Below are 22,431 nucleotides of genomic sequence, written 5' to 3'. Positions count from 1 at the left end.
GGGCGGCCCCCCGCCCCCCCCCCCCCGGCGCGGCCCCCCCCCCCCCCCCCCCCCCCCCGGGCGCGGGGGCCGCCCCCCGGGGGGCGGGGGCGCCGGGCCCCGGCCCGGGGGGGCCCCCCCCCGCCCGGGGGGGGCCCCCCCTCGGGGGTGGAGCGGGGCGGTCTAGTAGACCGGCTTCTCGGGCTCGATCTGGTGGACCCAGCCGATGACGCCGCCGCCGACGTGGACCGCGTCCGCGAAGCCCGCGGACTTCAGGACCGCGAGGACTTCCGCACTGCGGACACCCGTCTTGCAGTGCAAGACGATGCGCTTGTCCTGCGGCAGGTCCTGGAGGGCCGTGCCCATCAGGAACTCGCCCTTGGGGATCAGCTTCGCGCCGGGGATCGAGACGATCTCGTACTCGTTGATCTCGCGGACGTCGATGATCTCGATCGGCTCGTCGTTGTCGATCCACTCCTTGAGCTGCTTGGGAGTGATCGTGGAGCCGGCGGCCGCCTCCTGGGCCTCCTCCGACACGACGCCGCAGAAGGCCTCGTAGTCGATGAGTTCCTTGACGGTGGCGTTCGGGCCGCAGACCGCGCAGTCGGGGTCCTTGCGGACCTTGACCTGGCGGTACTGCATCTCCAGGGCGTCGTAGATCATCAGGCGGCCGACGAGGGGCTCGCCGACGCCGGTGAGGACCTTGATGGCCTCGGTGACCTGGATGGAGCCGATGGACGCGCAGAGCACGCCCAGCACGCCGCCCTCGGCGCAGCTGGGGACCATGCCCGGCGGCGGGGGCTCCGGGTAGAGGCAGCGGTAGCAGGGGCCGTGCTCGGACCAGAACACGGAGGCCTGGCCGTCGAAGCGGTAGATCGAACCCCACACGTACGGCTTGTTCAGCAGCACGCAGGCGTCGTTGACCAGGTAGCGCGTGGCGAAGTTGTCCGTGCCGTCGACGATGAGGTCGTACTGGCTGAAGATCTCCATCACGTTCTCGGCCTCGAGCCGCTCTTCGTGAAGGACCACGTTGACGTACGGGTTGATGCCCAGCACGCTGTCGCGGGCCGACTCGGCCTTGGAACGGCCGATGTCCGCCTGGCTGTGGATGATCTGGCGCTGCAGGTTCGACTCGTCCACCTCGTCGAACTCCACGATGCCCAGCGTGCCGACGCCGGCCGCGGCCAGGTACATGAGGGCGGGCGAGCCGAGGCCGCCCGCGCCCACGGCCAGCACCTTGGCGTTCTTCAGGCGCTTCTGGCCGTCCATCCCGACATCCGGGATGATCAGGTGGCGGGAGTACCGACGGACCTCGTCAACGGTGAGCTCAGCAGCTGGCTCTACCAGGGGTGGCAGCGACACGGGGACTCCGTAGATTGCTATGTCTGAACGGTGGTTCTTCCCGTAACACTGCCACGCCCTTCTTCATTCCGAGACACCCGGTCCGATGCGTGAGACGATTTCGTCCCAGTAGGCGGGCATCGACGCCCAGGGGTCCCGCTCGGCGCCACCGCGCCGGTCCGTGAACCAGATGGTCCCGGCCCCCTGCCAGCGCGCGATGCGCAGGGCCTCCTCCAGGTGACCGCGGGGCACTCCGTGCACCAGGTGGCAGAACCGGTCGGCCGGATGATCGGCGGTCCACTCCGCGACCTGGGACCACCGGTAGTCGTCCCATCCCCCGGAGAAGGTGACCAGTTGGTCCGCCACCTCCGCGTACCCCTCGCACGGGTGCGTGCCGTGGCCCAGGACGATCCGCATGCCGTCGCCGAGCCCGCGCAGGGCTTCGCAGACGCGCCGGACCTCGGGGAGTTCGCTCCGGTCGGCCGGGGCCCCGGCCAGGTAGAACCCGGACGCCCCGTACCAGTCGCGGAAGTGGTGGGCGTCGGACAGCAGCTCCCCGAAGGACCGGCTCCCGTCTCGCATCGCGAGATGCCCGAGGAGCGCCCCGCCCGCCTCGCGCAGCTTCGCGGCCGCCTCCGAGCAGTGCGGGTCGGGCCGCCCGCCGGGGCCGTCGGCGACGTTGAGCACCGCCCAGTGCAGGGGCGTCCCGGGGCGGGTCAGCTCGGCCCACTCCACCGGGGCCAGCAGCGGGTGCGCGTAGCCGGGGATGCCGAGACCCAGACGGCCGGCCTCGGTGCCGGCCGCCGCGGCCCCGGGCGGGGTGGTCAGATGCGGCACGCCGCCTCCATCCAGATGTCCGCCAGGGATTCCTCCAGGTTGATCCGGGGGCGCCAGCCGAGCCGGTCGCGGGCGGTGCGCACGTCGGCCTGCTGCCAGGCGCCGCAACCGTCCGGGTACGGGAACGGCTGCGGGGCCGCCGCGGCCAGCTGCTCCGGGGTGGTCTCGGAGCGGGGCGAGCCGATCGCGGCCAGGCCCTGGGGCCGGCCGGGGTGCCCGTGGTGGCGGTCCGCGCCGTGCGGTACGTCCAGTTCGTGCAGGGCCCCGCCGTAGCCGGCGACCCGGGCGAGGACGGCCGCCGCGTCGCGCAGCCGGACGGCGCGACCGGTGCCGATGTTGACGACGCCCTGGGCCGCGGAGAGCGAGGCGGCGTGCACGGCCCGCGCCACGTCCCGTACGTCGACGAAGTCGCGCTGGACCCCGAGGCCGCTGAGCTTCAGTTCGCCGTCGCCGGACTGCATGGCCCGGCGCATGGCCTCGGCGAGCCGGCCCAGCGGGGAGCCCGCCGGGGTGCCGGGCCCCACCGGGGAGAAGATCCGCAGTACGACGGCGTCGAGCCCGGAGCCGAGCACCAGCTCGGTCGCGGCGAGCTTGCTGACGCCGTACGGCCCGCCGGGTCTCGGCACGGCGTCCTCGGCCGTCGAGGATCCGGGCTGGCTGGGCCCGTACTCGGCGGCGCAGCCGAGCTGGACGAGCCGGGCCCCGCAGCCGCTGCGGCGCAGCGACTCGCAGATGGTGGCGACGGCGACGGTGTTGTGCCGGGTCAGTTCCCGGGCGCCGCCGCGGGTGGCTCCGGCGCAGTTGATGACGACGCCGGGGTGGACGGCGTCGAGGAAACGGGTCAGCGCCCCGGGGCTGCCGGTGGCGAGGTCGAAGCGGACGTCCGCGTCGTCGCCGCGGCCGAGGGCCGTCAGCTGGACGGCGGGGTCGGCGAGCAGCCGGTCGGCCACGTAGCGGCCCAGGTAACCGTTGGCTCCGATCAGCAGCACCCTCATCGCGCCGCCCCTTGGTTCGTTGGCTGGCCGGTCATCCTGTTTCTCCTTGTCGTGGGGTCGGTGTGGCGGTACGGCGCTTCGGCGTCGGCTTCCGAAGGGCTCAGGGGCGCGCGTGTGCGGAGGCACGGGACAGCGCGACGACGGCGTGGACGAGCAGGGCCGCCGCGGCGGCCGGCGCGGCGCCCGGCAGGGGCACCAGCGCGAGCGCCAGGGTGAGGGCCGGCGGGACCCGGTGGGTGCCGTGGACCAGCAGCAGCCGGACCAGGAACAGCAGCACCGCGAGGGGGACGGCCTCCCCCGGGGCGGCTCCGGTGAGCACGGCCGCCCCCGTGGCGGCCGCGGCGAACAGCAGGAGCGTCCCGAGGAAGAGGGGGCGGGCCCCGGCGGCGAAGTCCTCCAGGGCCCGGCTCCCGGCGAGCCGGAGCCGCGCGCGGGCGGCGAAGGAGGTCGCGGCGAGGTGGCCGGGGGCGACGGTCAGGGCGAGGGCGGCGCCGAGGGCGGGCCCGTGGCGGTGGACGGCCCAGGCGGTGACGGCCGCCGCGAGCAGGTGCGCGTACCAGGGGAAGCGTCCCGCGGCCCGCCCGGGCCAGACCAGGGCCCCGGCGGTGAGGAGTGCGGCGAGGAGCCCGGCTCCGGGGGTCCCGGAGGCGAGCGCGGCGAGCGCGAGGGCGCCGGGCAGCAGGGCGAACCCGAAGCGGCGCAGGGTCGGCGGGCCGGCCGGGGGTCCGGCGGGCGGTGCGGTCGGGGCGTCGCCGCGGGGGGTGCGGGCGTAGAGCTCCTCGGCGAGGGAGAAGACGTCCCGGTGGCGAAAGCGCGCGGCGGCCCGGTCGGTGATGCCGTGGGCCTCCAGTCCGGCGGCGATCTCCAGCGGGTCGACGGCCCGCTCGCACAGTTCCCGGTGGCGGTGCAGCAGTGCCTTGACGGGGTCCCCGCCGGGCCGGCGGCGCACCGCGGGGGCCTGCGCCCCCGCCGGAAGGGGGGACGCGGACGCCGACGCGGTCGGGATCGGGGCCGTGGCCGGGGCCGGGTCGTCGTACGCCGGTGCGGGCGGCCGCGTGAGGAAGGGGCCGTGGCCCCGGTCCAGGGTGGTCACAGCGCCGCCTCCGATCCGGGGCCGGGGCCGGCCGCCGCCCAGGTGGGTGTCGTCCAGTGGCCCGGTACCCGCGCCTCGGCGGGACGCTCGAACGGGACGTCCCCGTCGGGCCGTTCGGATCCGCGCGCCAGCAGGGCCAGGTAGCCGTCCCGGAAGGCGGCCACGTTCTGCTCGACGGTGAACAGTTCCAGGGCCCGCGCCCGGGCCGCCGCCCCGAGTCGCTGGGCGCGCTCGGGTTCTCCGAGCAGGGCGAGGCAGGCGTCGGCCAGGGCCCGGGGGTTGCGGGGCGGGACGACGAGTCCGGTGCCCCCGATGACCTCGCGGACGGCGCCGGTGTCCGTGGACACCGTGGCCCGGCCGCAGAACATGGCCTCGGCCAGGGTGAGGGGGAAGCCCTCGATCACGGAGGACAGGACGACGACGCGCCCGGCCCCGTACGCCTCGGCCGGCGAGGGGACCTCGGGACCGCCGATCTCCTCGAAGCCGACGGGGCTCTCGCCCACGGTGCGCGCGTCGGCGGCCTCGTCGGGGAAGAGCTGCGCCGCCAGGGAGCGGCAGTCGGCCAGGTAGTCGGGCACGGCGCCGGTGGCGAAGATCCGCAGGCGGGTGCGGGGGGCGCTGCGGCGGACCTCCGCGAACGCGTGCAGCAGGGCGACGATGTCCTTGGCGGGCTCGATCCGGCCGACCCACACGAGGGTGTCGGGGTCCCCCGCCTCGGGGTCCTCCCCGACGGCGGCGAATCGGTCCGCCTCCATGCCCGGGTACACCGTGCGCAGCCGGTCGCGGGAGGCGCCGCAGCGCTCCTGCCAGCGGCGGGCGTGGGCGTTGCCCGGGGTGAGCAGGTCGGCGCGGGCGTAGATCTCCCCGGCCAGCCGGACGTGGAAGGCGGCCAGCAGCGCGCGGACGGCCGGGCGTTCCTCCGGGTCGCGCACCAGGTAGTGGGAGCGGAGCCGGACCCCGTACTCGGTGACGAGCAGCGGGACCCCGAAGAAGCGTTTGGCCAGCAGGCCGGGGAGGGCCGCGACCCCGCCGGCGGTGGCGTGGCAGACGTCGGTGGCGCCGAGGCCGGGCTCCTCGTACCAGTCGAGGGACAACGGGCGCAGCGCGCGCTCCAGTTCGTCCACGAACGCCAGCAGGTCCGGTACGCGGGCCGCCCGGATCTCGCGGGAGGCCCCGGGGGCGCGGCAGGCCGATTCGACGGTGCGCACGGCCGTCTCGGAGCGCAGGGCGGCGTACATCCCGCCGTGTTCGCGGGCCAGGCGGGCCAGTGCGTACAGGCCGCCGGCGAAGGCCTCGGGGTCGGCGGCGCAGACGCCGCGCACCAGGTCGGCGAAGGAGTCGGTGAAGCGGCGGCGTTCGCGGCGGGCGTGGGTGCGTCCGTCGTCGGCGGGGGCCCACAGCGGGGCCGTGGTCACCCGGGTGACGTGGTCGGGCAGCGCGACCAGGCCGGCCCCCTCCTGTTCGGCGCTGCGGCTGAGCGCGTAGAGCTCGAACTCGTGTTGCGGGAGCCCGCGCACGAGCCGCTCGCACCACAGCCTCGCCTCGCCGGCCACATACGGATAGCCGCCTTCGGTGAGCAGTCCGATCCGCACGAGTGGCACCCCCGTTCTCCCGTCCAGGCGGCCTCCGTCGGTCCGGTGACCCGCTGCGGGAGAACTCAAGCGGATGGGTCGGTGGCGCCGCGGACGGATGTCCGTCGCGCCACCGGAAGGGGTGAAGAGTCGTAACTTTCCCGTACGGTTCGCGTTCGAGCACGCTAGGAAAGGGTGTCGCGCCGCGTCAGGCGAACACCTCCCGCCGCACGGAGCGGCGCTCCGCGGCCCGCCCCGGTTCCAGGGCCGGTACGGCGGCCAGCAGCTGCCGGGTGTAGGGGTGCGCGGGCCGGTCGTACACCTCGTCCACCGGCCCCTCCTCGACGATCAGGCCGCCCCGCATGACGGCGACCCGGTCGCTGACCTGTCGGACCACCGCGAGGTCGTGCGCGATGAAGACGAGGGCGATGCCCAGCTCCCGCTGGAGTTCGGCGAGCAGGGCGACGACCTGCGCCTGGGTGGTGACGTCGAGGGCGGAGACGGGTTCGTCGCAGACGATCAGTCGGGGCCGGGGCGCGAGCGCGCGGGCGATCCCGATCCGCTGGCGCTGGCCCCCGCTGAACTCGTGCGGGTAGCGGTCGTGGTGCGCGGGCTCCAGGCCGACCCGGGTCAGGAGTTCCCCGACGCGGGCCCGGATCGCGCCCTCGTCGCGTTCCCCGGCCGCCCGCAGGGGGTCGGCGACGGATTCCCCGACGGTCCGGCGCGGGTTGAGGGAGGAGACGGGGTCCTGGAAGACCATCTGGGCTCCGGGGGCGACGCCGGACACCTCGACGCCGTCGTGGCGGACCTGTCCCGAGGTGGGTTCCAGGAGTCCCACGAGCATCCGGCCGAGGGTGCTCTTGCCGCTGCCGGACTCCCCGACGATCCCGAGGGTCCGCCCGGCCTCGACGGCCAGGGAGATCCCGCCGACCGCGCTCACGCGCCGCGCGCCCCGGCCGAACTCGCGGTGGAGGGAGAAGGCCTCGACGACGGGCCCGTCGAACGGGGCCGTACGGGCCCCGGCCGTACGGGCGCCCGCCGGTCGGGCTCCGACCGGTCGGGCCGGTCGCGGGCCGTCGAGGCGGGGCACGGCAGCGAGCAGGTCCCGGGTGTACGGGGCCTTCGGCGCGGTCAGGATCCGGTCGACCGGGCCGTGCTCGACGGCGGCGCCGTCCCGCATGACCAGCAGTTCGTCGACGCTCTCCGCGACGACGCCCACGTCGTGGGTGACCAGCAGCAGGCCGAGCCCGCGCTCCTCGCGCAGTTCGTGCAGCAGGTCCAGGATCTGCGCCTGCACGGTGACGTCGAGGGCGGTGGTCGGCTCGTCGGCGATCAGCAGCCGCGGCTCGCAGGCCAGGGCCATGGCGATCAGGGCCCGCTGGCGCATGCCGCCGCTGAACTCGTGCGGCCGGGAGCGGGAGCGGCGGGCGGCGTCGGGTATGCCCACCCGGTCCAGTACCTCGACGGCCCGGGCCCGGGCGGCCCGGCGGTTCGCGCCGGTGTGGACGCGGTACACCTCGGCGATCTGGTCGCCGATGGCGTAGTAGGGGTCGAGGGCGCTCAGCGGGTCCTGGAAGACCATCGCGGCGGCGGCGCCGCGCAGTCGGCGCAGTTCGCCCGACGGGGCCTTCGTCACGTCGGTGCCGGCGACCCGGACGGTGCCGCCGACGCGGGCTCCGGTGCCCCGGTGCAGGCCGAGGAGGGAGGCGGCCACGGTGGACTTCCCGCTGCCGGACTCGCCGACGATGCCGAGGGCGCGCCCGGGGCGCAGGGTGAAGGAGACGCCGTCGACGGCGCGGACGTGGCGGCCCGCCCCGCCGACGGGGAAGTCGACGGTGAGGCCTTCGACCTCCACCAGGAGTCCTTCCGTCATGCGAGGGCCACCCTTCGGTCCGCGACGGCGTACAGCAGGTCGGCGACGGCGCCGGCGATGACGACGGCCGTGCCGATGGCGAGGACGACGCCGACCACCACGGGCAGGTCCACGACCCGTACGCCGTCGATCAGGGTCTTGCCGAGGCCGGGGATGCCGAAGAGGGATTCGGTGAGCACCGCGCCGCCGATCATCGTGCCGAAGTCCACGGCGCTGAGGGCGATCACGGGCGCGACCGCGCCGCGCACCGCGTGCCGGGTGACGATGGCCCGCTCCCCCACGCCGTAGGCGCGGAAGGTGCGGATGTGGTCCTCGGCGAGGGTCTCCAGGGTGGAGGCGCGGGTGACCCGGGCGTACTTGGCGCTCTCGAAGAAGCCGAGCGTGACCCACGGGAGCAGCAGGTTCCAGGCCCACTGTTCGGGGTCCTCGCCGAAGGGCACGTAGGTCGGGAACGGCAGCCAGCGCAGGTGGGCGCAGACGACCATCAGCAGCAGCAGGCCGAGGATGAAGACGGGGGTGCCGGTGCCGGCGAGGGTGAGCACGGTCAGGGCGCGTTCGGTGAGGCCGCCGCGGCGCAGCGCGGACAGCAGCCCGGTGCCGACGCCGACGACGAGCCAGATCGCCATGGCGCCGAGGGCGAGCGAGAAGGTGGCGGGCAGCCGCTCCAGCAGCAGCTCGGTGACCTGTCGGTCGTTCTGGTACGAGAACCCGAGGCAGGGCGCGTCGCAGCGCACCACCAGCCCGGCGCCGCCGGCCGCGTCACGGCCCGCGACGATGCCCTGGAGGAAGTGCAGGTACTGGGTGAACACGGAGTCGTTCAGGCCCAGTTGTTCGCGGACCTGGGCGATCTGGGCCGGGTTGCAGCGCTCTCCGCAGGCGAGCCGGGCGGGGTCGCCGGGGACGACGTAGAAGAGGGCGTAGACGGCGACGGACAGGGCGAGCAGGACGATCAGGGCGCCGCCGGCCCGTTTGAGCACGAAGCGGGTCACGCCGTGCGCTCCTTTCTGGTGCCGACCCGCAGGCGCGAGTCCTCGCGCGGGTCGAGGGCCGTGCGGACGGCGTCGCCGAGGACGGTGAAGGCCAGCACGGTGACGAAGAGCAGACCGGCGGGGAGCAGGACGTAGGTGGGGTCGGCGCGGAACCAGGTCTGCGCCGAGGAGAGCATCTGGCCCCAGGAGGGGGTGGGGGGCTTGACCCCGACGCCGAGGAAGGAGAGCGAGGCCTCGACGACCATGTTGGTGGGGACCTTGAGCGCGGCCAGGGTGATGACGGGGGCGGCCAGGGAGGGCAGCAGTTCGCGGCGGGCGATGCGCAGGGTGCCGTTGCCGGAGAGCCGGGCGGCGTCGACGAAGTCCAGGCCGCGCAGGGCGAGGGTCTGGGCGCGTACCGTGCGGGCCGTGCCGCCCCAGTCGAGGAAGCCGATGACCAGGATGAGCAGCAGCGGGCGCGGGAAGTCGTTCGGGACGACGGCGGTGAGGGCGATGGCGATCACGAGCATGGGCAGGGCGATCATCACGTCGGTGACGCGTCCCACGAGCTGCCCGAGGAAGCGGTTGCCGAGGGCCGCGGTGAGGCCGGCGACGACGCCGACGGCGACCTGGAGCGCGGTGGCGCCCAGCGCGACGAGCAGCGAGACCCTGGCTCCGTGGAGGAGTCGGGTCAACAGGTCGCGGCCGGTGCCCGGTTCGACGCCGAGCCAGTGGTCGGCGGAGATTCCGCCGAAGGAGCCGAGGGGGACGCCGCCGCGCGCCGAGTCGACGAGGTCGTCGTGGTAGGTGTTCGGGTCCTGGCCCGTGAGCTGGGCGATCAGGGGGGCGGCGAGGGCGAGGAGGACGAGGAGCGCCAGGACGGCGGCGGCCGCGGCGGCCGCGGGGCGGCGGCGCAGCCGGTGCCGTGCCCGGCGCGCGGCGCCCGCCGCCGGGGTGGGGGCCCCGGCGGCGGACTCCGGCTTCGTGGTGGTCACGCTCACTTGACGGCGACCTGCGAGACGTCGAGGACTCCGGTCCAGTCGCTGATCACGACGTTCTTGACGTCCTTGCCGACGAGGCGCTTGTAGACGGGGTGGAACAGCGGGACGTCCAGGGCCTGCTCGCCGATCTTCTTGTCGAGCGCGCCCCAGCGCTTGCCCGCCGCCGCGAGGTCGGTGAGCTTGGCGATCTCGTCGATCTCGGCGTTGACGGCCGGGTCGTTCAGCTGGGCGTGGTTGTAGTTGGAGCCGTTGGTGACGATCTGCCGGCCGTCGAAGATCGGGGCGAGGAAGGGGCCGCCGGAGGGCCAGTCGGCGCCCCAGCGGGAGAGGAAGAAGCCCGGCGTGTTCTTGGCGTCCCAGCGCCGCTCGTTGAAGGCGTTGGTCTCCAAGCCCTCCAGCTTGACGGTGATGCCGGCGGCGGCCAGCGCCTGCTGGATCGCGGTGGCGACCTCGGGGCTGGTCTGGCGGTTCTGGGCGGTGGAGTGCGTCAGGGTGATGGTGAGGCCGTCGGCGAAGCCCGCCTCCTTGAGGAGCTCCTTGGCCTTCTCCGGGTTGCCCGTCCGGCCCGCCGGGAAGTGGTCGTAGGCGGTGAAGCCGAAGGCCTCGCGCTCGGGCAGGAAGGTGGTGGCCGGTTCGGCGAGGGCGGAGCCGCCGGCCGCGTTGATCACGCTGGTGCGGTTGACGGCGTAGGAGATGGCCTGGCGGACCTTCGGGTTGTCGAAGGGGGCGACCTTCGGGTTGAAGGCCAGGTAGTTGACGTAGCCGAAGTGGCCGGTGCCGACGCGGGCGGCCAGCTCCTTGTTGTCGCCGATCTGCGCGAGCTCGGCCGGGCCGAGGTTGGTGTCGGTGGTGACGGCGGCGGCGTCGGGACCGGAGCTGGTCGACAGCCGCTGGTTGATGACGGCCGCGTCGAGGCCGGAGCGGACGTCGATGCGGTCCGGGTAGGCCTTGCGCTCCTCGTCGGTCTTCTCGTCCCAGTGCGGGTTGCGCTCCAGGGTGAGGTGCTCGCCGTCGTTGTCGTTCTTGACGACCTTGTACGGGCCGGAGGAGACCGGGTGCTCCTCGTACTTGACGCCGGTGTCCTTGCCCTTGGGGACGGGCGCGAACTGGGTCTGCGTCGCGAGGAAGGGGAACTCGCCCTCGGGCTTGCGGAGTTTGAAGACGATGGTCCTGGCGTCGGGCACGACGATCGAGTCGAGGCCCTTGCCGCCGTCCTTGTACGGGCCCTCGTAGGTCTCCCCGCCGACGAGCCAGTCGCGCAGGTAGGGGGCGCCGCCGGAGAGTTCGGCGGCGAAGGAGCGCTCGATGCCGTACTTGATGTCGGCGGTGGTGATCGGGCTGCCGTCCTCGTACTTCAGCCCGTCCTTGAGCGTGTACGTCCACTCCGTGGCGTCGGCGTTGGGCTTGCCGAGGTCGGTGGCCAGGTCGGGCACGACCTTGGCGCCGGCCGGGCCGTCCTCGCGGTTGCGGGTGGTCAGCGTACGGAAGACCAGGCTGGGGACGTTGCCGCCGCCCGAGGTGTAGAGGCGGGCCGGGTCGAAGTCGCTCTGCGGTTCGTTGTTGAGGACGGTCAGGGTGCCGCCCTTCTGCGGTGCGGCCCCCGGTGCGCCCGACGTGCCCGCGCCGGCGGCCTTGTCCGCGGCGTCCTCGGGGCCGCAGGCCACCGCGCCCCCGGCCAGTACGAGGCTGACGGCGGCGGCGACGACACCGCGCGATATGTGGGACTGACGGACGGATCCGGCGGAGAACATGGGAAGGGGGACCTCTCGGCGTGGTGGCTGGTGCGGAAGGGGCCACGCGAGGGGCGGAGTTCGAGAAGACGTCGATCGCGACCGGACCGGAACCGACCGGGCCGGACCGGACCGGACGGGGGTCGGGTCGGGACGGATCGGGACGGATCGGATCGGGTCGACGTCGGGAAGGCCGCGCCCGCGGGCAAGGGAGGTGCCCGGGCGCGGTGGAAGGACCTGGAGGAAGAGAGGTCGCGCGCTCAGGCGGGCGTCAGCGACAGGAGATGTCGGCCACGCTGTGCGCGGCCACACCGAGGAGCGCCAGCTCGATGGCGGCGCTCGCGGCGGTGGTGTGGCTGTGCGACATGCGCAGAACAATGACCGATCATCGGACGCCTGTCAACGAAAGCCGACGTCCGAGTGGGCCGACGATGACCGGACCGCCTTCCCGACGGATCGTCAATTGCCCGGGTGCACCCACGGGTTGGGCTTGCAGGAGATGTTGTCGATGTCGAGGGACTTCGTCTGCTGCTGCATGATCGGCGCGAGCGAGCCGGGCGTGCGGCAGCTCACGTGTCCGTGTCCGAGCCGGTGACCGACCTCGTGGTTGATGAGCATCTGCCGGTACGCGAACATCTTGTCCGGGCCGTAGGTGACCGAGCCCTGCGCCCAGCGGAAGGCGTTGATCATCACCCGCTCGGTGGAGGCCGAGTCGCAGGACACGTTGTCGACGGTGGTGTCGAGGCCGGACTTGGCGCACCAGGTGCCGGTGGTGCCGGGACTCGCGAGGGTGATCACGAACTCGGCCTCGCCGCCCGGCACCCGCTCGAAGGTCATCGCTCCGCCGTGGGCCCAGCTGCGCGGATCGTTGAGGGTGCGCTGCACCGCCTCGGCGAACAGCTGCGGATCGAGGCCGAGCCCCTGTTCCACGTCGACCCGGTAGCGCACGACCCTGCCCTTGCCGGGCGCCTTGGCGATGCCGGGGACGGTGTCGAAGGTGCCGGGACCGGCGAGTTTGGCGTCGATGGGCACCTGGCGCGCCATCTGTTCCTCGAACGTGAGCGGCGCCGCGGCGACGGGCGGCGGCGTGGCGGGGGTGGGGCGGCCCTCGGAGCGGGAGGCGGCGGACTGCCCGCTCAGGGCGCGGCCCGCCGCCTCGTCCCCGGTCGCGCGGGCGGCGTCGGTGGCGGTCTCGCGCTCGGTGGCCACCTGTCCGGCGACGACGACGGCGAGCACGGTGGTGACGGCGGCGGCCGCCATCCCGGTGTAGGTACGGATCTTCGTGCCGCGTCCGGTGACCGGCCGCCCGTCGGCGTCGGAGTCGGGCGTGCGCGGTGCGGGGATGCGGCGGTGCGAGCCGGTGGCCGTCAGGGCGTCGGGGTCGGGGGCCGAGGCCGGAGCCGGGGCCGGGGCCGGGGCCGGGGCGGAGGCGAAGGCCGCGAGGGAGGCCGGGTCGGGCGCCCGCACGGGCTCCACGACGATCCGGGGGAAGGCCTCGGCGGGGGTCTCGAAGGGCGTGGCCCACCGGGCGTCGGCACCGTCCCACCGCTCGGGGTGACCGCCGGGCCGGGCCGGGCCGGCCGGGGGCGCGTACCCCTGGTGGACGACGGTGGGTTCGGGGGCCCGGGGGCCGGGCGCGTGGGGCGCGGGGGCGTGGAGCCGGCCGTCGTGGGGGCCGCCGCGGGACCCGGAACCGTACGGTCCGCCGTCGTACGGGGCTTCGCCGTACGGTCCGCCGTCGTACGACGCGCCCTCGTACGGGCCCCCGTCGAACAGGGCGCCGTCGTACGGTCCGCCCCCGTACGGCGCGGCCCCGTGGGGGGCGGGTTCGGGGACCGGGCGAACGGCGGCCGGGTCCTTGCGACTATGTCGTCCCACGGTCATCGACCCTTGCCGTCTGCGGTATCTCGGTCTGCGTCGTGCGCCAGCTCCCGGAAGGCGGCCGCGACCACCTCGGGGTACTCCATCATCGCCACGTGCCCGGCCTCCGGCAGGCTCAGCAACCGCGAACCCCGGTAGGCCGCGGCGGCCTTGCGCGCCATGCGGTACGAGACCAGTCGGTCGCGGCCACCGTAGACCAACAGGGTCGGCGCGAGCACCCGCCCGGCCTGCCGCCACAGTCCGTGCTGGCCGCCGAGGGTGTACGCGTCGACGATCCCGCGCGAGGAACGGCTCATCGCGTCCCAGAAGTACGGCAGGGCCATCCGCCGCTCCATCTCCTCGACGGCGCCGCGGAACCCCTCCGGCGTCACCCGTGCGGGGTCTCCGTAACAGAGGTCCGTCACCCCTCGGGTGCGCTGTTCGGCGGTCAGCCCGCGGGTGAGGCGACCGAACAGCGCGGCCGTCCCGGGCACCGCCAGCAGGGCGGTCGGCACGGCCGACTTCTGTACGCGCAGCTCGGGCAGGGCCGGCGAGACCAGCGTCAGGGTGCGCACCAGGTCGGGGCGGACGGCCGCGACCCGGGTGGAGACCGCCCCGCCGAGGGAGTTGCCGAAGAGGTGCACCGGCCCGCGCCCGGCGGCGTCCAGGTGGCGGATGACGGCGCGGGCCTGCGCGGTCACGGAGTAGTTCCGGTCGGCCGGCGGCGGGGACCAGCCGAAGCCGGGCAGGTCGACGGCCTCGCCGTCGACGGTGTCGGCCAGCCGCTCCATCAGCGCGGACCAGTTCTGCGAGGAGCCGCCGAGCCCGTGCACGAACAGCGCGGCCGGCAGGCCCTCACGCTCCGCCGGCCGGAAACGTACGTTCATCTCCAGGCCGGGCAGCGCGACCGTGCGCAGCCGCTCTCCCCCGTCCACCCGGTCCGCCTCCGGCAGGGAGGTCGGCGTCGCGGTGGACCGTACGCCCGGCAGCTCGGTCGAAGACATGCGGGCAATGTTACGAGAGGATCACGCCGAGCCCCGTGTCTTCGCTTGTGTTGGCAGTCACAGGAACGTCTGGCGGCCCACCTCCGATCCTCCTAGGCTCGTAGTGAGACGAGCGAAGGCGAGGGGAGCGCGATGACTGTCGACCCTGCGGAACCGGACACCTTCCGGGAGCAGATCCGAGACGGCCTCGACGCCGAGGCCCCGGAGGCGGACGCCGCCGAGCAGCGCACCGACCTCCAGCCGCGGGACGACGATCCGGTGCTGCTCAGGGATCCCGGCGAGGCCGCCGACGCGGACGCCGCCGACCAGGCCCGGGTGGTCCCGCTGGACGAGGAGGACTACCGCTGAGCGCCCCTGACCAGCGTGTCCGGGGGGTGTCCGGGCGGTCCGTACCGCGAGAAAACTCGGCTTGAACCCACCAGATTCGGTTACCGAAAAGTACGATGGCCGCGCGGCGCAGAGCGCACTGTGTTCTTAGAGAAAGTGGGAGGCGGCGTGACAGCCATCGAGCAGACCGAGGCGACGCGTCCGCGGGGCACGCGACTGCCGCGCCGTGCCCGGCGCAACCAGCTCCTGGGCGCGGCCCAGGAAGTCTTCGTGGCGCAGGGCTACCACGCGGCCGCGATGGACGACATCGCGGAGCGCGCCGGCGTCAGCAAGCCGGTGCTCTACCAGCACTTCCCGGGCAAGCTCGACCTCTACCTGGCCCTGCTGGACCAGCACTGCGAGGCCCTGCTGGTGGCGGTGCGCACGGCCCTGGAGTCGACCAACGACAACAAGCTGCGCGTGGCGGCGACGATGGACGCCTACTTCGCGTACGTCGAGGACGAGGGCGGCGCGTTCCGCCTGGTCTTCGAATCCGACCTCACGAACGAGCCGGCGGTGCGCGAGCGCGTCGACCGGGTCTCGCTCCAGTGCGCGGAGGCCATCTCGGACGTCATCGCCGAGGACACCGGCCTGTCGAAGGACGAGTCGATGCTGCTGGCCGTCGGTCTGGGCGGCGTCTCGCAGGTCGTGGCGCGGTACTGGCTCTCCAGCGAGAGCCCGGTGGCCCGGGACACGGCGGTGGGCCTGCTGACCTCGCTGGCCTGGCGCGGCATCGCGGGGTTCCCGTTGCACGGCACCGAGGGGCACGGCACCGAGGCCTGAGGGAGCGCTGTTCGCTGCGAGCGTGTCCGCCGCGAGCCGATCGTGTCCCCTCTCCGGGCTAATGTGGACCGCGTACGGCGCGGCTGATCGCGCGAACCGGACCGTCGGAGGGACAAAGCCGTGGAGGTCAAGATCGGCGTGCAGCACGCACCCCGGGAGATCGTGCTGGAGAGCGACCTGAGCGCCGAGGAGCTGGAGAGCGTCGTCGCCGCCGCGCTGTCCGGCCAGTCGCCGCTGCTGAGCCTGACCGACAACAAGGGCCGCAAGGTCCTCGTGCCGTCGGACCGCCTGTCGTACGTCGACCTGGGCGAGCCGAGCGCGCGCAAGGTGGGCTTCGGGGCGCTCTGAGGCACCGAGAACGACGAGAAACGGCCCGGCGGTTGGTTCCGCCGGGCCGTTTCCCTTTCTTCCGCTTCGGGTAGGACGGCAGTGACCCGGTTCGCCCGACGCATGGGAGTGACCAGATGGTGTTGATGGAGGCGCTCGGTTCCGGTCTGCTGGGCCTCGCTCTGGCGGGGGCCGCCGTCCGCGTACTCGCGAAGCGACTTCCGTCCGCCAGAATCGTCCTGGTCAGCGGGGTGGTCGGCGCGTTGTTCGGGGCGTATCTGACGCACACGGCCCTGGGGCCGGGGCACAACACGCTCCTCGCGACCTTCCTCGGCAGCGTCGGCGTGTCGGCGGTGGTCCTGTCCCTGCTGCTGCGTCCGGCCGCCCGCTCCGGGAGGTCGCCCCGCCGCGCTCCGCTTTCGGTCGCGTCGCGAGGCTGAGTCCCGCTCGGGCGAGGCCGGAGCCGGACCCCCGCCAGGGTCCGGCCCCGAGCGCCCCGCCCGGTGACCGGGCCGGCCCGCCCTCCGCCCCTCCCGGGGGCCCGGGGCGCGGGACCCGTGGCTCAGGCGGCGAGGCCCAGTGCGGCCATCCGCTTGGTGTGCGCCTTCGTGATCCGGGTGAACATCTCGCCGACGGCGGCCAGGTCGAAGCCCGCGGCCATCCCGTCCACGCCGCCGACCAGCATCGTCGACAGGGCGTCGCGCTCGGCCACCACGCGCTGGGCCTGCGAGAGCGCCTCGCCCATCAGGCGGCGGGCCCACAGCGCGAGGCGACCGCCGACACGCGGGTCGGCCTCGATCGCGGCGCGCACCTTCTCGACGGCGAAGCCGCCGTGGCCGGTGTCGTCGAGGACGCCGACGACCAGCGCGCGGGTGTCGGTGTCGAGGTGGGTGGCGACCTCGCGGTAGAAGTCACTGGCGATGGAGTCGCCGACGTAGGCCTTGACCAGGCCCTCCAGCCAGTCGGAGGGGGCGGTCTGGCGGTGGAAGTCGTCGACGCCCTTGGCGAAGGGCTCCATCGCGGCGGTGGGCTCGGCGTCGATCGCCGCGAGCCGGTCGCGCAGCCGCTCGAAGTGGTGGAACTCGGCGGAGGCCATTTTCGCGAGCTCGGCCTTGTCCCCGAGGGTGGGCGCGAGCTTGGCGTCCTCGGCGAGGCGCTCGAAGGCCGCGAGCTCTCCGTACGCCAGCGCGCCGAGCAGGTCCACGACGGCGGCCCGGTACTGCGGCGAGGCCGAGGCGGCGGCCCAGTCCTGGGCGGCGATACCGACCCCTTCGGCGGGGGTGTTGTCGTCGGCGGGAGATGCGTTTTCAACGGTCGACATGCTCCGCACAATAGCCGTCCGAAAGGCCGCGCCGACCACCCCACCTTTGCGCTGTCCGCGCACGTAAACACGCCTACCCGGTGAATTCACCCGACACACCTGCGCGATTCCGGGGTACAGTGGTAATGCGCCTGCCGAATACTCGGCGGGCCATCCGAATGAGGATGCCCGGTCGGTGGCCCGATCGGCTCCAACCCGACCGCCCTCGGTGTGGTGCGTACGTCCATGCGTACCGCCTCCGCACGAGGGGCCCCCTCAGCGGCATGAGCGCTTGAGCGAAGGCCAGTGGTCCCGCGCAGCTTCGCACGGCCCGCCCGAACCAGGGCGGGCGCACAACGGCAAGCCCGGCACGGTACGACCCCCCTCGCCGCCTCGCGCCGCGTCTCACAGAAGAGGCAGCACCCTGACTACGTTCCGAGACCTCGGGATCTTTCCCGAGACGGCCGAGGCCCTTGAGGCCGTCGGCATCGTGTCCCCCTTCCCGATCCAGGAGATGACCCTCCCCGTCGCCCTTTCCGGCACGGACGTCATCGGCCAGGCCAAGACCGGAACCGGCAAGACCCTCGGTTTCGGCCTTCCCCTGCTGGAGCGGGTCGTCGTCCCCGCGGACGTCGAGGCCGGCCGGGCCCGCCCCGACCAGCTGACCGACTCCCCGCAGGCCCTCGTGGTGGTTCCGACCCGCGAGCTGTGCACCCAGGTCACCAACGACCTCCTGACCGCGGGCAAGGTCCGCAACGTCCGCGTCCTCGCCATATACGGCGGCCGCGCGTACGAGCCCCAGGTCGAGGCGCTCAAGAAGGGCGTCGACGTGATCGTCGGCACCCCGGGCCGTCTCCTGGACCTCGCCGGTCAGAAGAAGCTCGACCTGTCGCGCGTCAAGGCCCTCGTCCTGGACGAGGCCGACGAGATGCTCGACCTGGGCTTCCTGCCCGACGTCGAGAAGATCATCAACTACCTGCCGCCGAAGCGTCAGACCATGCTGTTCTCGGCGACCATGCCGGGCGCGGTCATCGGCCTGGCCCGCCGGTACATGTCCCAGCCGACGCACATCCGCGCCACCTCCCCCGAGGGCGAGGGCGTGACGGTCGCCAACATCAAGCAGCACGTCTTCCGTGCGCACAACATGGACAAGCCGGAGCTCGTGGCCCGTGTCCTGCAGGCCGAAGGCCGCGGACTCGCCATGATCTTCTGCCGCACCAAGCGCACCGCCGCCGACATCGCCGAGCAGCTGGAGCGGCGCGGCTTCGCCTCCGGCGCCGTCCACGGCGACCTCGGCCAGGGCGCGCGCGAGCAGGCGCTGCGCGCGTTCCGCAACGGCAAGGTCGACGTGCTGGTGTGCACCGACGTCGCCGCGCGCGGCATCGACGTCGAGGGCGTGACCCACGTCATCAACTACCAGACGCCGGAAGACGAGAAGACCTTCCTGCACCGCGTGGGCCGCACCGGCCGCGCGGGCAACAAGGGCACGGCCATCACCCTGGTCGACTGGGACGACATCCCGCGCTGGCAGCTGATCAACAAGGCGCTGGAGCTCGACTTCCACGAGCCCGAGGAGACGTACTCCACGTCCCCGCACCTGTACGAGCAGCTGAACATCCCCGCCGGCACCAAGGGCGTCCTGCCGCGCGCCGAGCGCACGCGGGCCGGTCTGAAGGCCGAGGAGCTGGAGGACCTGGGCGAGACCGGCGGTCGCGGTGGCCGCGGCGGTCGTGGCCCGGCGCCCGCCGTCGCGACGGAGGAGCGTCCGGCCCGGACCCGTACGCCGCGTCAGCGTCGTCGCACCCGCGGCGGCTCCGAGCTCGGCGCCCCGGCGGAGGTGGCGGCGGCTCCGGTCGCCGAGGCCCCGGCCGTCGAGGCCCCCGCCGCCGACGAGCCGCGCAGGCCGCGCCGCCGCCGTACCCGCGTGGGTGCGCAGGCCGCGGCCGTGGTCGCCGAGGCGGCCGTGGTCGAGGCCCCGGTCGTGGTCGAGGCCCCCGCGGTCGAGGTCTCCGTGGTCGAGCCGGTGCAGGAGGCTCCGGTCGCCAAGCCGCGCCGGACCCGCACCCGCAAGGCCGCCGCCGCGCCGGTCGCCGAGGCCGAGGCCCCGGTCGTCGTGGTCGAGGCTCCCGCCGTGGTGGAGGAGGCCGCGGTCAAGCCGAAGCGGGCCCGCGTCCGCCGGGTCGTCGCGCCGGCCGTCGACGAGCCCGACTTCCAGACCCCGCCGCTGGTGGAGCCGGTCAGGGCCCGCCGGACCCGGCCTCGCAAGACGGTCGAGGCCGCCCCGGTGACCCCGGTCGTCGAGGCCCCGGTCGAGGCGGAGGCGCCGGCCAAGCCGAAGCGCACCCGGACCCGCAAGGCCGCCGCCGCCCCGGTGGCGGAGACCGCGGCCCCGGCCGAGGCCGAGGCCCCGGTCAAGCCGAAGCGCACCCGGACCCGCAAGGTCGCCGAGGCCGCGCCGGAGGCGTAGCCCGCGGGCACCCGATCCCGTACGAGGACGGCCCCGATCCCCTGTTCAGGGGGTCGGGGCCGTTCTCGTGCGCGGGGCTACGGGCCGGTAGCCTCGGGGCATGAGCAAGCCGCCGCTTCTGGTCCTGCCGTCCGTGGCCCGCGCGTACCGCCTGAGCACCGCGCGCGGGGAGTTCGCCGTGCACGAGGCGGGGGAGGCCGCGCGCGGCACCGTCCTGCTGGTGCCCGGGTTCACCGGCAGCAAGGAGGACTTCATCGCCCTGCTGGAGCCGCTGGCCGCGGCCGGCTACCGGGTGGTGGCCGTCGACGGGCGGGGCCAGCACGAGAGCCCCGGGCCGCGCACGGAGGAGGCGTACGCGCTGGAGGAGCTGGCGGCCGACGTCCTGGCCCAGGCGGCGGCGGTCGACGGGGCCGGGCCCCTGCACCTGGTCGGGCACTCGCTGGGCGGTCTGGTGGCGCGGGCGGCCGTCCTGCGCGAGCCCGCGCGGTTCGCCTCCCTCACGCTGATGAGCAGTGGTCCGGCCGCGATCGCGCGGGCCCAGCAGGACCGTACGCGCCTGCTGGTCGCGGCGCTGGAGGAGCTGCGGGAGGACATGGCGACGGTCTGGGCGGCGATGCGCTCCCAGGACGCTCCGGACACCGCGCCGGACTCCCCCGAGCTGGCGCGGTTCCTGCGGGAGCGGTGGATGGCCACCGTCCCGGAGCAGCTGATCGCCACCGGGCGGGTGCTGGTCTCGGAGCCGGACCGGGTGGCGGAGCTGGCGGCGGTGCCGTTGCCGAAGCTGGTGCTGTCCGGCGAGGTGGACTACGCCTGGCCGGTGCCGTTGATGGACGACATGGCCGCGCGCTTGAGCGCGGCGCGGGTGGTCGTCGAGGGCGCGGAGCACTCCCCCAACGCGGAGAATCCGCAGGTCACGGCGGGTGCTCTAGTGGCGTTCTGGGGCGGCTCGACCGGGCAGTAGTTAGCTAAGGAAAAAATTTCCTTAGCGTAGGGAATGTTTGCGGTCTACACTTCGTTGATCCCTGTGCAAGGAGAACACTGACGAAGGGAGAAGCCATGCGCTTCGAGATTCTGCGCCTGGACGACGTCGACGGGACCGCCGTGGACAGCACCGTCGTGGACGCGGCCTCCGTCAACCGGATCGTGCAGCAGGCCGCCTCGATCGGCCAGCGCATTCTGATCCGACCGGCCGAGACGGCGTCCTCCTGACGCTTCCGAAACGCCCCCGCACCGGAACCCGGTGACGGGGGCGTTCGCATGCGCGCGGAAGGCGGCGGTCAGGCGCCGCGCACGACCTGGAGCACGCCGTTGATGATCTGCTGGACGGCGATGGCCGACAGCATCATGCCCGCGAGGCGGGTCACCAGGACGACACCGCCGTCCTTGATGACGCGGATGATCACCAGCGAGTAGCGCATGGTCAGCCACAGCACGACGTGCATGGCGACGATCGCGCACCACACGGACACCTGGCCGGTGACCCCGTCGGCCTTCTGCACGGCCAGGATGACGGACACGATCGCACCGGGACCGGCCAGCAGCGGCATGCCCAGCGGGACGAGGGCGACGTTCACGTCCTTGGTCTGCTTGGGCTCGTCGGTCTTGCCGGTGAGCAGGTCGAGGGCGATCAGGAGGAGCAGCAGACCACCGGCGATCATCAGGGCCGGCACGGAGACGTGCAGGTAGTCCAGGATCTGCTGGCCGCAGATGCCGAAGACGGCGATGACGCCGAAGGCCACGCAGACGGCCTGCCAGGCCATGCGGCGCTGGACCTTGGCGGGGCGCCCGGAGGTCAGGGCGAGGAAGATCGGCGTGATCCCCGGGGGGTCCATAATCACAAAAAGCGTGAGAAATAGGGATCCGAAGACGGCGAAATCAAACACAGTGATGCCTTGCAGGGAGAGGGGTGTGTCGAAAGAAGACGTGGGAGGGCGGGGCGGGCGTGACGCGGGGCCGAAGGGGCGCGGCGGTTACGCGCGGGCGTCTCCACCGGCGCCGGGCACGGGGAAGGCCCCGAAGGCGCGGCGCGTGATCTCGCCGTAGATCTCGGGGTCGGTCGTGTACTCCCCGAGGCGGCAGGTCTTGCGGCTGCCGTGGTAGTCGCTGGATCCGGTCGTCAGCAGGTCCAGGTCCTTCGCGAGGCCGCGCAGGCGGTCGCGGGTCGGCGCGTCGTGGTCCATGTGGTCGACCTCGATGCCGTCGAGACCGGCTGCGGCCAGCGCGGCTATCGCGGACTCCGGGACGCAAGCGCCGCGCTTGACCGCGGCGGGGTGCGCGAGGACGGTGACCCCGCCGGCCGCCTTGACCAGGCGGACGGCGTCGAAGGGGTCGAGCTCGTGCTTGTGGGCGAAGGCGCGACCGCCGTCGGCGAGCCACTGCGGCGTGAAGGCGTCGGAGACGGTGGGCACGACGCCGAGGTCCACGAGGGCGGTGGCGATGTGCGGGCGGCCGACGGAACCGTCGCCCGCGATCCGGGAGACCTGCTCCCAGGTGATGTCCACGCTCAGCTCGCGGAGCTTGCCGATCATGGCCTGGGCGCGCGGCACGCGGTCGTCGCGGACGAGTTCGCGCTCGCGCGAGAGCTCGGGCTCCTCGGGGTCGAAGAGGTACGCGAGCAGGTGCGCGCCGATCCCGTCGAGGCGGCAGGAGAGCTCGGCACCGGTCACCAGGGTGAGTCCGGCGGGCAGGGCGGCGATGGCCTCGGCGTGTCCCCCGACGGTGTCGTGGTCGGTCAGCGCGACCACGTCGAGCCCGGCGGCGGCGGCGTTGCGCACCAGCTCGGCCGGGGTGTCCGTACCGTCGGAGGCGGTGGAGTGCGCGTGCAGGTCGATGCGCACAGCCGGACTCCAGGGCTTCGGGCGGACGGGGGGACACTCCAGGGTACCGCCGCCGCGGACCCCTCCGGGCCGCCCCCGAGCCGGTGACGGGGCGCGGGC

The 22,431-nt window shown here is 73.8% G+C and carries 21 protein-coding genes and 1 pseudogene; 7 read left to right on the top strand and 15 right to left on the bottom strand.

Going from position 1 to position 22,431, the window contains the following annotated elements:
* Positions 1 to 162 precede the first annotated feature (162 nt).
* The 12 genes from moeZ to ACZ6ZI_RS31580 form a co-directional block, all read right to left on the bottom strand.
* A complete protein-coding gene (moeZ, locus tag ACZ6ZI_RS31635) occupies positions 163 to 1,341 on the bottom strand; it encodes an adenylyltransferase/sulfurtransferase MoeZ (RefSeq protein ID WP_363053164.1) in 1,179 nt (392 codons plus the stop codon).
* 63 nt (positions 1,342 to 1,404) lie between these two features.
* A complete protein-coding gene (locus ACZ6ZI_RS31630; protein WP_469526562.1) occupies positions 1,405 to 2,157 on the bottom strand; it encodes a spherulation-specific family 4 protein in 753 nt (250 codons plus the stop codon).
* Positions 2,145 to 3,152 (bottom strand): NAD-dependent epimerase/dehydratase, encoded by a 1,008-nt coding sequence (locus ACZ6ZI_RS31625; protein ID WP_469526560.1) that lies wholly within the window; start codon positions 3,150 to 3,152, stop codon positions 2,145 to 2,147. Before ACZ6ZI_RS31625 ends, ACZ6ZI_RS31630 begins: the two co-directional genes overlap by 13 nt.
* A 100-nt stretch (positions 3,153 to 3,252) precedes the next feature.
* Positions 3,253 to 4,245: a hypothetical protein gene (locus ACZ6ZI_RS31620; protein ID WP_469526558.1), complete on the bottom strand. Its 993-nt coding sequence runs from the start codon at positions 4,243 to 4,245 to the stop codon at positions 3,253 to 3,255.
* Positions 4,242 to 5,837 (bottom strand): GT4 family glycosyltransferase PelF, encoded by a 1,596-nt coding sequence (gene pelF, locus ACZ6ZI_RS31615; protein WP_469526554.1) that lies wholly within the window; start codon positions 5,835 to 5,837, stop codon positions 4,242 to 4,244. The genes ACZ6ZI_RS31620 and pelF overlap by 4 nt, the downstream gene beginning before the upstream one ends.
* Positions 5,838 to 6,024: 187 nt before the next feature.
* Complete coding sequence (locus ACZ6ZI_RS31610) at positions 6,025 to 7,689, bottom strand: dipeptide ABC transporter ATP-binding protein (RefSeq protein ID WP_469526552.1); 1,665 nt, start codon at positions 7,687 to 7,689, stop codon at positions 6,025 to 6,027.
* Entirely contained in the window at positions 7,686 to 8,678 is a 993-nt protein-coding gene (locus ACZ6ZI_RS31605) for an ABC transporter permease (RefSeq protein ID WP_469526549.1), read from the bottom strand. Before ACZ6ZI_RS31605 ends, ACZ6ZI_RS31610 begins: the two co-directional genes overlap by 4 nt.
* Entirely contained in the window at positions 8,675 to 9,652 is a 978-nt protein-coding gene (locus ACZ6ZI_RS31600) for an ABC transporter permease (RefSeq protein ID WP_469526547.1), read from the bottom strand. The genes ACZ6ZI_RS31605 and ACZ6ZI_RS31600 overlap by 4 nt, the downstream gene beginning before the upstream one ends.
* Before the next feature lie 2 nt (positions 9,653 to 9,654).
* Positions 9,655 to 11,409: an ABC transporter substrate-binding protein gene (locus ACZ6ZI_RS31595; protein WP_469526546.1), complete on the bottom strand. Its 1,755-nt coding sequence runs from the start codon at positions 11,407 to 11,409 to the stop codon at positions 9,655 to 9,657.
* A gap of 250 nt (positions 11,410 to 11,659) precedes the next feature.
* Positions 11,660 to 11,755 (bottom strand): Ms4533A family Cys-rich leader peptide, encoded by a 96-nt coding sequence (locus tag ACZ6ZI_RS31590; RefSeq protein ID WP_363053155.1) that lies wholly within the window; start codon positions 11,753 to 11,755, stop codon positions 11,660 to 11,662.
* 92 nt (positions 11,756 to 11,847) lie between these two features.
* Positions 11,848 to 13,272 (bottom strand): DUF3152 domain-containing protein, encoded by a 1,425-nt coding sequence (locus ACZ6ZI_RS31585; RefSeq protein ID WP_469526543.1) that lies wholly within the window; start codon positions 13,270 to 13,272, stop codon positions 11,848 to 11,850.
* Positions 13,269 to 14,252 (bottom strand): alpha/beta fold hydrolase, encoded by a 984-nt coding sequence (locus ACZ6ZI_RS31580; RefSeq protein WP_469526541.1) that lies wholly within the window; start codon positions 14,250 to 14,252, stop codon positions 13,269 to 13,271. Before ACZ6ZI_RS31580 ends, ACZ6ZI_RS31585 begins: the two co-directional genes overlap by 4 nt.
* Positions 14,253 to 14,384: 132 nt before the next feature.
* On the opposite strand from ACZ6ZI_RS31580, the gene ACZ6ZI_RS31575 reads away from it, so the two are divergent.
* From ACZ6ZI_RS31575 to ACZ6ZI_RS31560, 4 genes are all read left to right on the top strand, one after another.
* Positions 14,385 to 14,600, top strand: a complete 216-nt coding sequence (locus tag ACZ6ZI_RS31575; RefSeq protein WP_469526539.1) for a hypothetical protein — start codon at positions 14,385 to 14,387, stop codon at positions 14,598 to 14,600.
* Positions 14,601 to 14,747: 147 nt separating this feature from the next.
* Entirely contained in the window at positions 14,748 to 15,401 is a 654-nt protein-coding gene (locus tag ACZ6ZI_RS31570) for a TetR family transcriptional regulator (protein WP_469526538.1), read from the top strand.
* A 120-nt stretch (positions 15,402 to 15,521) separates the two neighbouring features.
* On the top strand, positions 15,522 to 15,749 hold the full coding sequence (locus ACZ6ZI_RS31565; RefSeq protein ID WP_363053150.1) for a DUF3107 domain-containing protein: 228 nt from the start codon (positions 15,522 to 15,524) through the stop codon (positions 15,747 to 15,749).
* A gap of 116 nt (positions 15,750 to 15,865) precedes the next feature.
* Positions 15,866 to 16,168 carry a hypothetical protein gene (locus ACZ6ZI_RS31560; protein WP_469526535.1) on the top strand — a complete coding sequence of 101 codons (303 nt, stop codon included), beginning with the start codon at positions 15,866 to 15,868 and terminating at the stop codon, positions 16,166 to 16,168.
* A 122-nt stretch (positions 16,169 to 16,290) separates the two neighbouring features.
* On the opposite strand, the gene ACZ6ZI_RS31555 is transcribed toward ACZ6ZI_RS31560, so the two are convergent.
* Positions 16,291 to 17,049 (bottom strand): ferritin-like fold-containing protein, encoded by a 759-nt coding sequence (locus ACZ6ZI_RS31555; protein ID WP_363053148.1) that lies wholly within the window; start codon positions 17,047 to 17,049, stop codon positions 16,291 to 16,293.
* Positions 17,050 to 17,207: 158 nt separating this feature from the next.
* Between ACZ6ZI_RS31555 and ACZ6ZI_RS31550 the strand changes: the two are divergent.
* From ACZ6ZI_RS31550 to ACZ6ZI_RS31540, 3 genes and pseudogenes are all read left to right on the top strand, one after another.
* Positions 17,208 to 19,495, top strand: a pseudogene (locus ACZ6ZI_RS31550) (DEAD/DEAH box helicase).
* 100 nt (positions 19,496 to 19,595) lie between these two features.
* Positions 19,596 to 20,456, top strand: coding sequence for an alpha/beta fold hydrolase (locus ACZ6ZI_RS31545; protein WP_469526533.1), 861 nt, complete (start codon positions 19,596 to 19,598; stop codon positions 20,454 to 20,456).
* A 95-nt stretch (positions 20,457 to 20,551) separates the two neighbouring features.
* Positions 20,552 to 20,704 (top strand): hypothetical protein, encoded by a 153-nt coding sequence (locus ACZ6ZI_RS31540; RefSeq protein ID WP_249767672.1) that lies wholly within the window; start codon positions 20,552 to 20,554, stop codon positions 20,702 to 20,704.
* 68 nt (positions 20,705 to 20,772) lie between these two features.
* Here ACZ6ZI_RS31540 and ACZ6ZI_RS31535 read toward each other — a convergent pair whose 3' ends face one another.
* Both ACZ6ZI_RS31535 and ACZ6ZI_RS31530 read right to left on the bottom strand, forming a co-directional pair.
* Entirely contained in the window at positions 20,773 to 21,378 is a 606-nt protein-coding gene (locus ACZ6ZI_RS31535) for a MarC family protein (protein ID WP_363053145.1), read from the bottom strand.
* Between the two features lie 87 nt (positions 21,379 to 21,465).
* A complete protein-coding gene (locus ACZ6ZI_RS31530; protein WP_469526529.1) occupies positions 21,466 to 22,332 on the bottom strand; it encodes a PHP domain-containing protein in 867 nt (288 codons plus the stop codon).
* Between the last annotated feature and the right edge of the window lie 99 nt (positions 22,333 to 22,431).

Source organism: Streptomyces sp. NPDC103540, assembly GCF_055584445.1.
This window is presented reverse-complemented; position numbering and strand designations above follow the sequence as displayed.

Coding starts and splice junctions, on each gene's coding strand:
- ACZ6ZI_RS31625 (WP_469526560.1), bottom strand. CDS start 3,152: ATGAGGGTGCTGCTGATCGGAGCCAACGGTTACCTGGGCCGCTACGTG.
- ACZ6ZI_RS31610 (WP_469526552.1), bottom strand. CDS start 7,689: ATGACGGAAGGACTCCTGGTGGAGGTCGAAGGCCTCACCGTCGACTTC.
- ACZ6ZI_RS31595 (WP_469526546.1), bottom strand. CDS start 11,409: ATGTTCTCCGCCGGATCCGTCCGTCAGTCCCACATATCGCGCGGTGTC.
- ACZ6ZI_RS31590 (WP_363053155.1), bottom strand. CDS start 11,755: ATGTCGCACAGCCACACCACCGCCGCGAGCGCCGCCATCGAGCTGGCG.
- ACZ6ZI_RS31585 (WP_469526543.1), bottom strand. CDS start 13,272: ATGACCGTGGGACGACATAGTCGCAAGGACCCGGCCGCCGTTCGCCCG.
- ACZ6ZI_RS31580 (WP_469526541.1), bottom strand. CDS start 14,252: ATGTCTTCGACCGAGCTGCCGGGCGTACGGTCCACCGCGACGCCGACC.
- ACZ6ZI_RS31575 (WP_469526539.1), top strand. CDS start 14,385: ATGACTGTCGACCCTGCGGAACCGGACACCTTCCGGGAGCAGATCCGA.
- ACZ6ZI_RS31560 (WP_469526535.1), top strand. CDS start 15,866: ATGGTGTTGATGGAGGCGCTCGGTTCCGGTCTGCTGGGCCTCGCTCTG.
- ACZ6ZI_RS31555 (WP_363053148.1), bottom strand. CDS start 17,049: ATGTCGACCGTTGAAAACGCATCTCCCGCCGACGACAACACCCCCGCC.
- ACZ6ZI_RS31545 (WP_469526533.1), top strand. CDS start 19,596: ATGAGCAAGCCGCCGCTTCTGGTCCTGCCGTCCGTGGCCCGCGCGTAC.
- ACZ6ZI_RS31540 (WP_249767672.1), top strand. CDS start 20,552: ATGCGCTTCGAGATTCTGCGCCTGGACGACGTCGACGGGACCGCCGTG.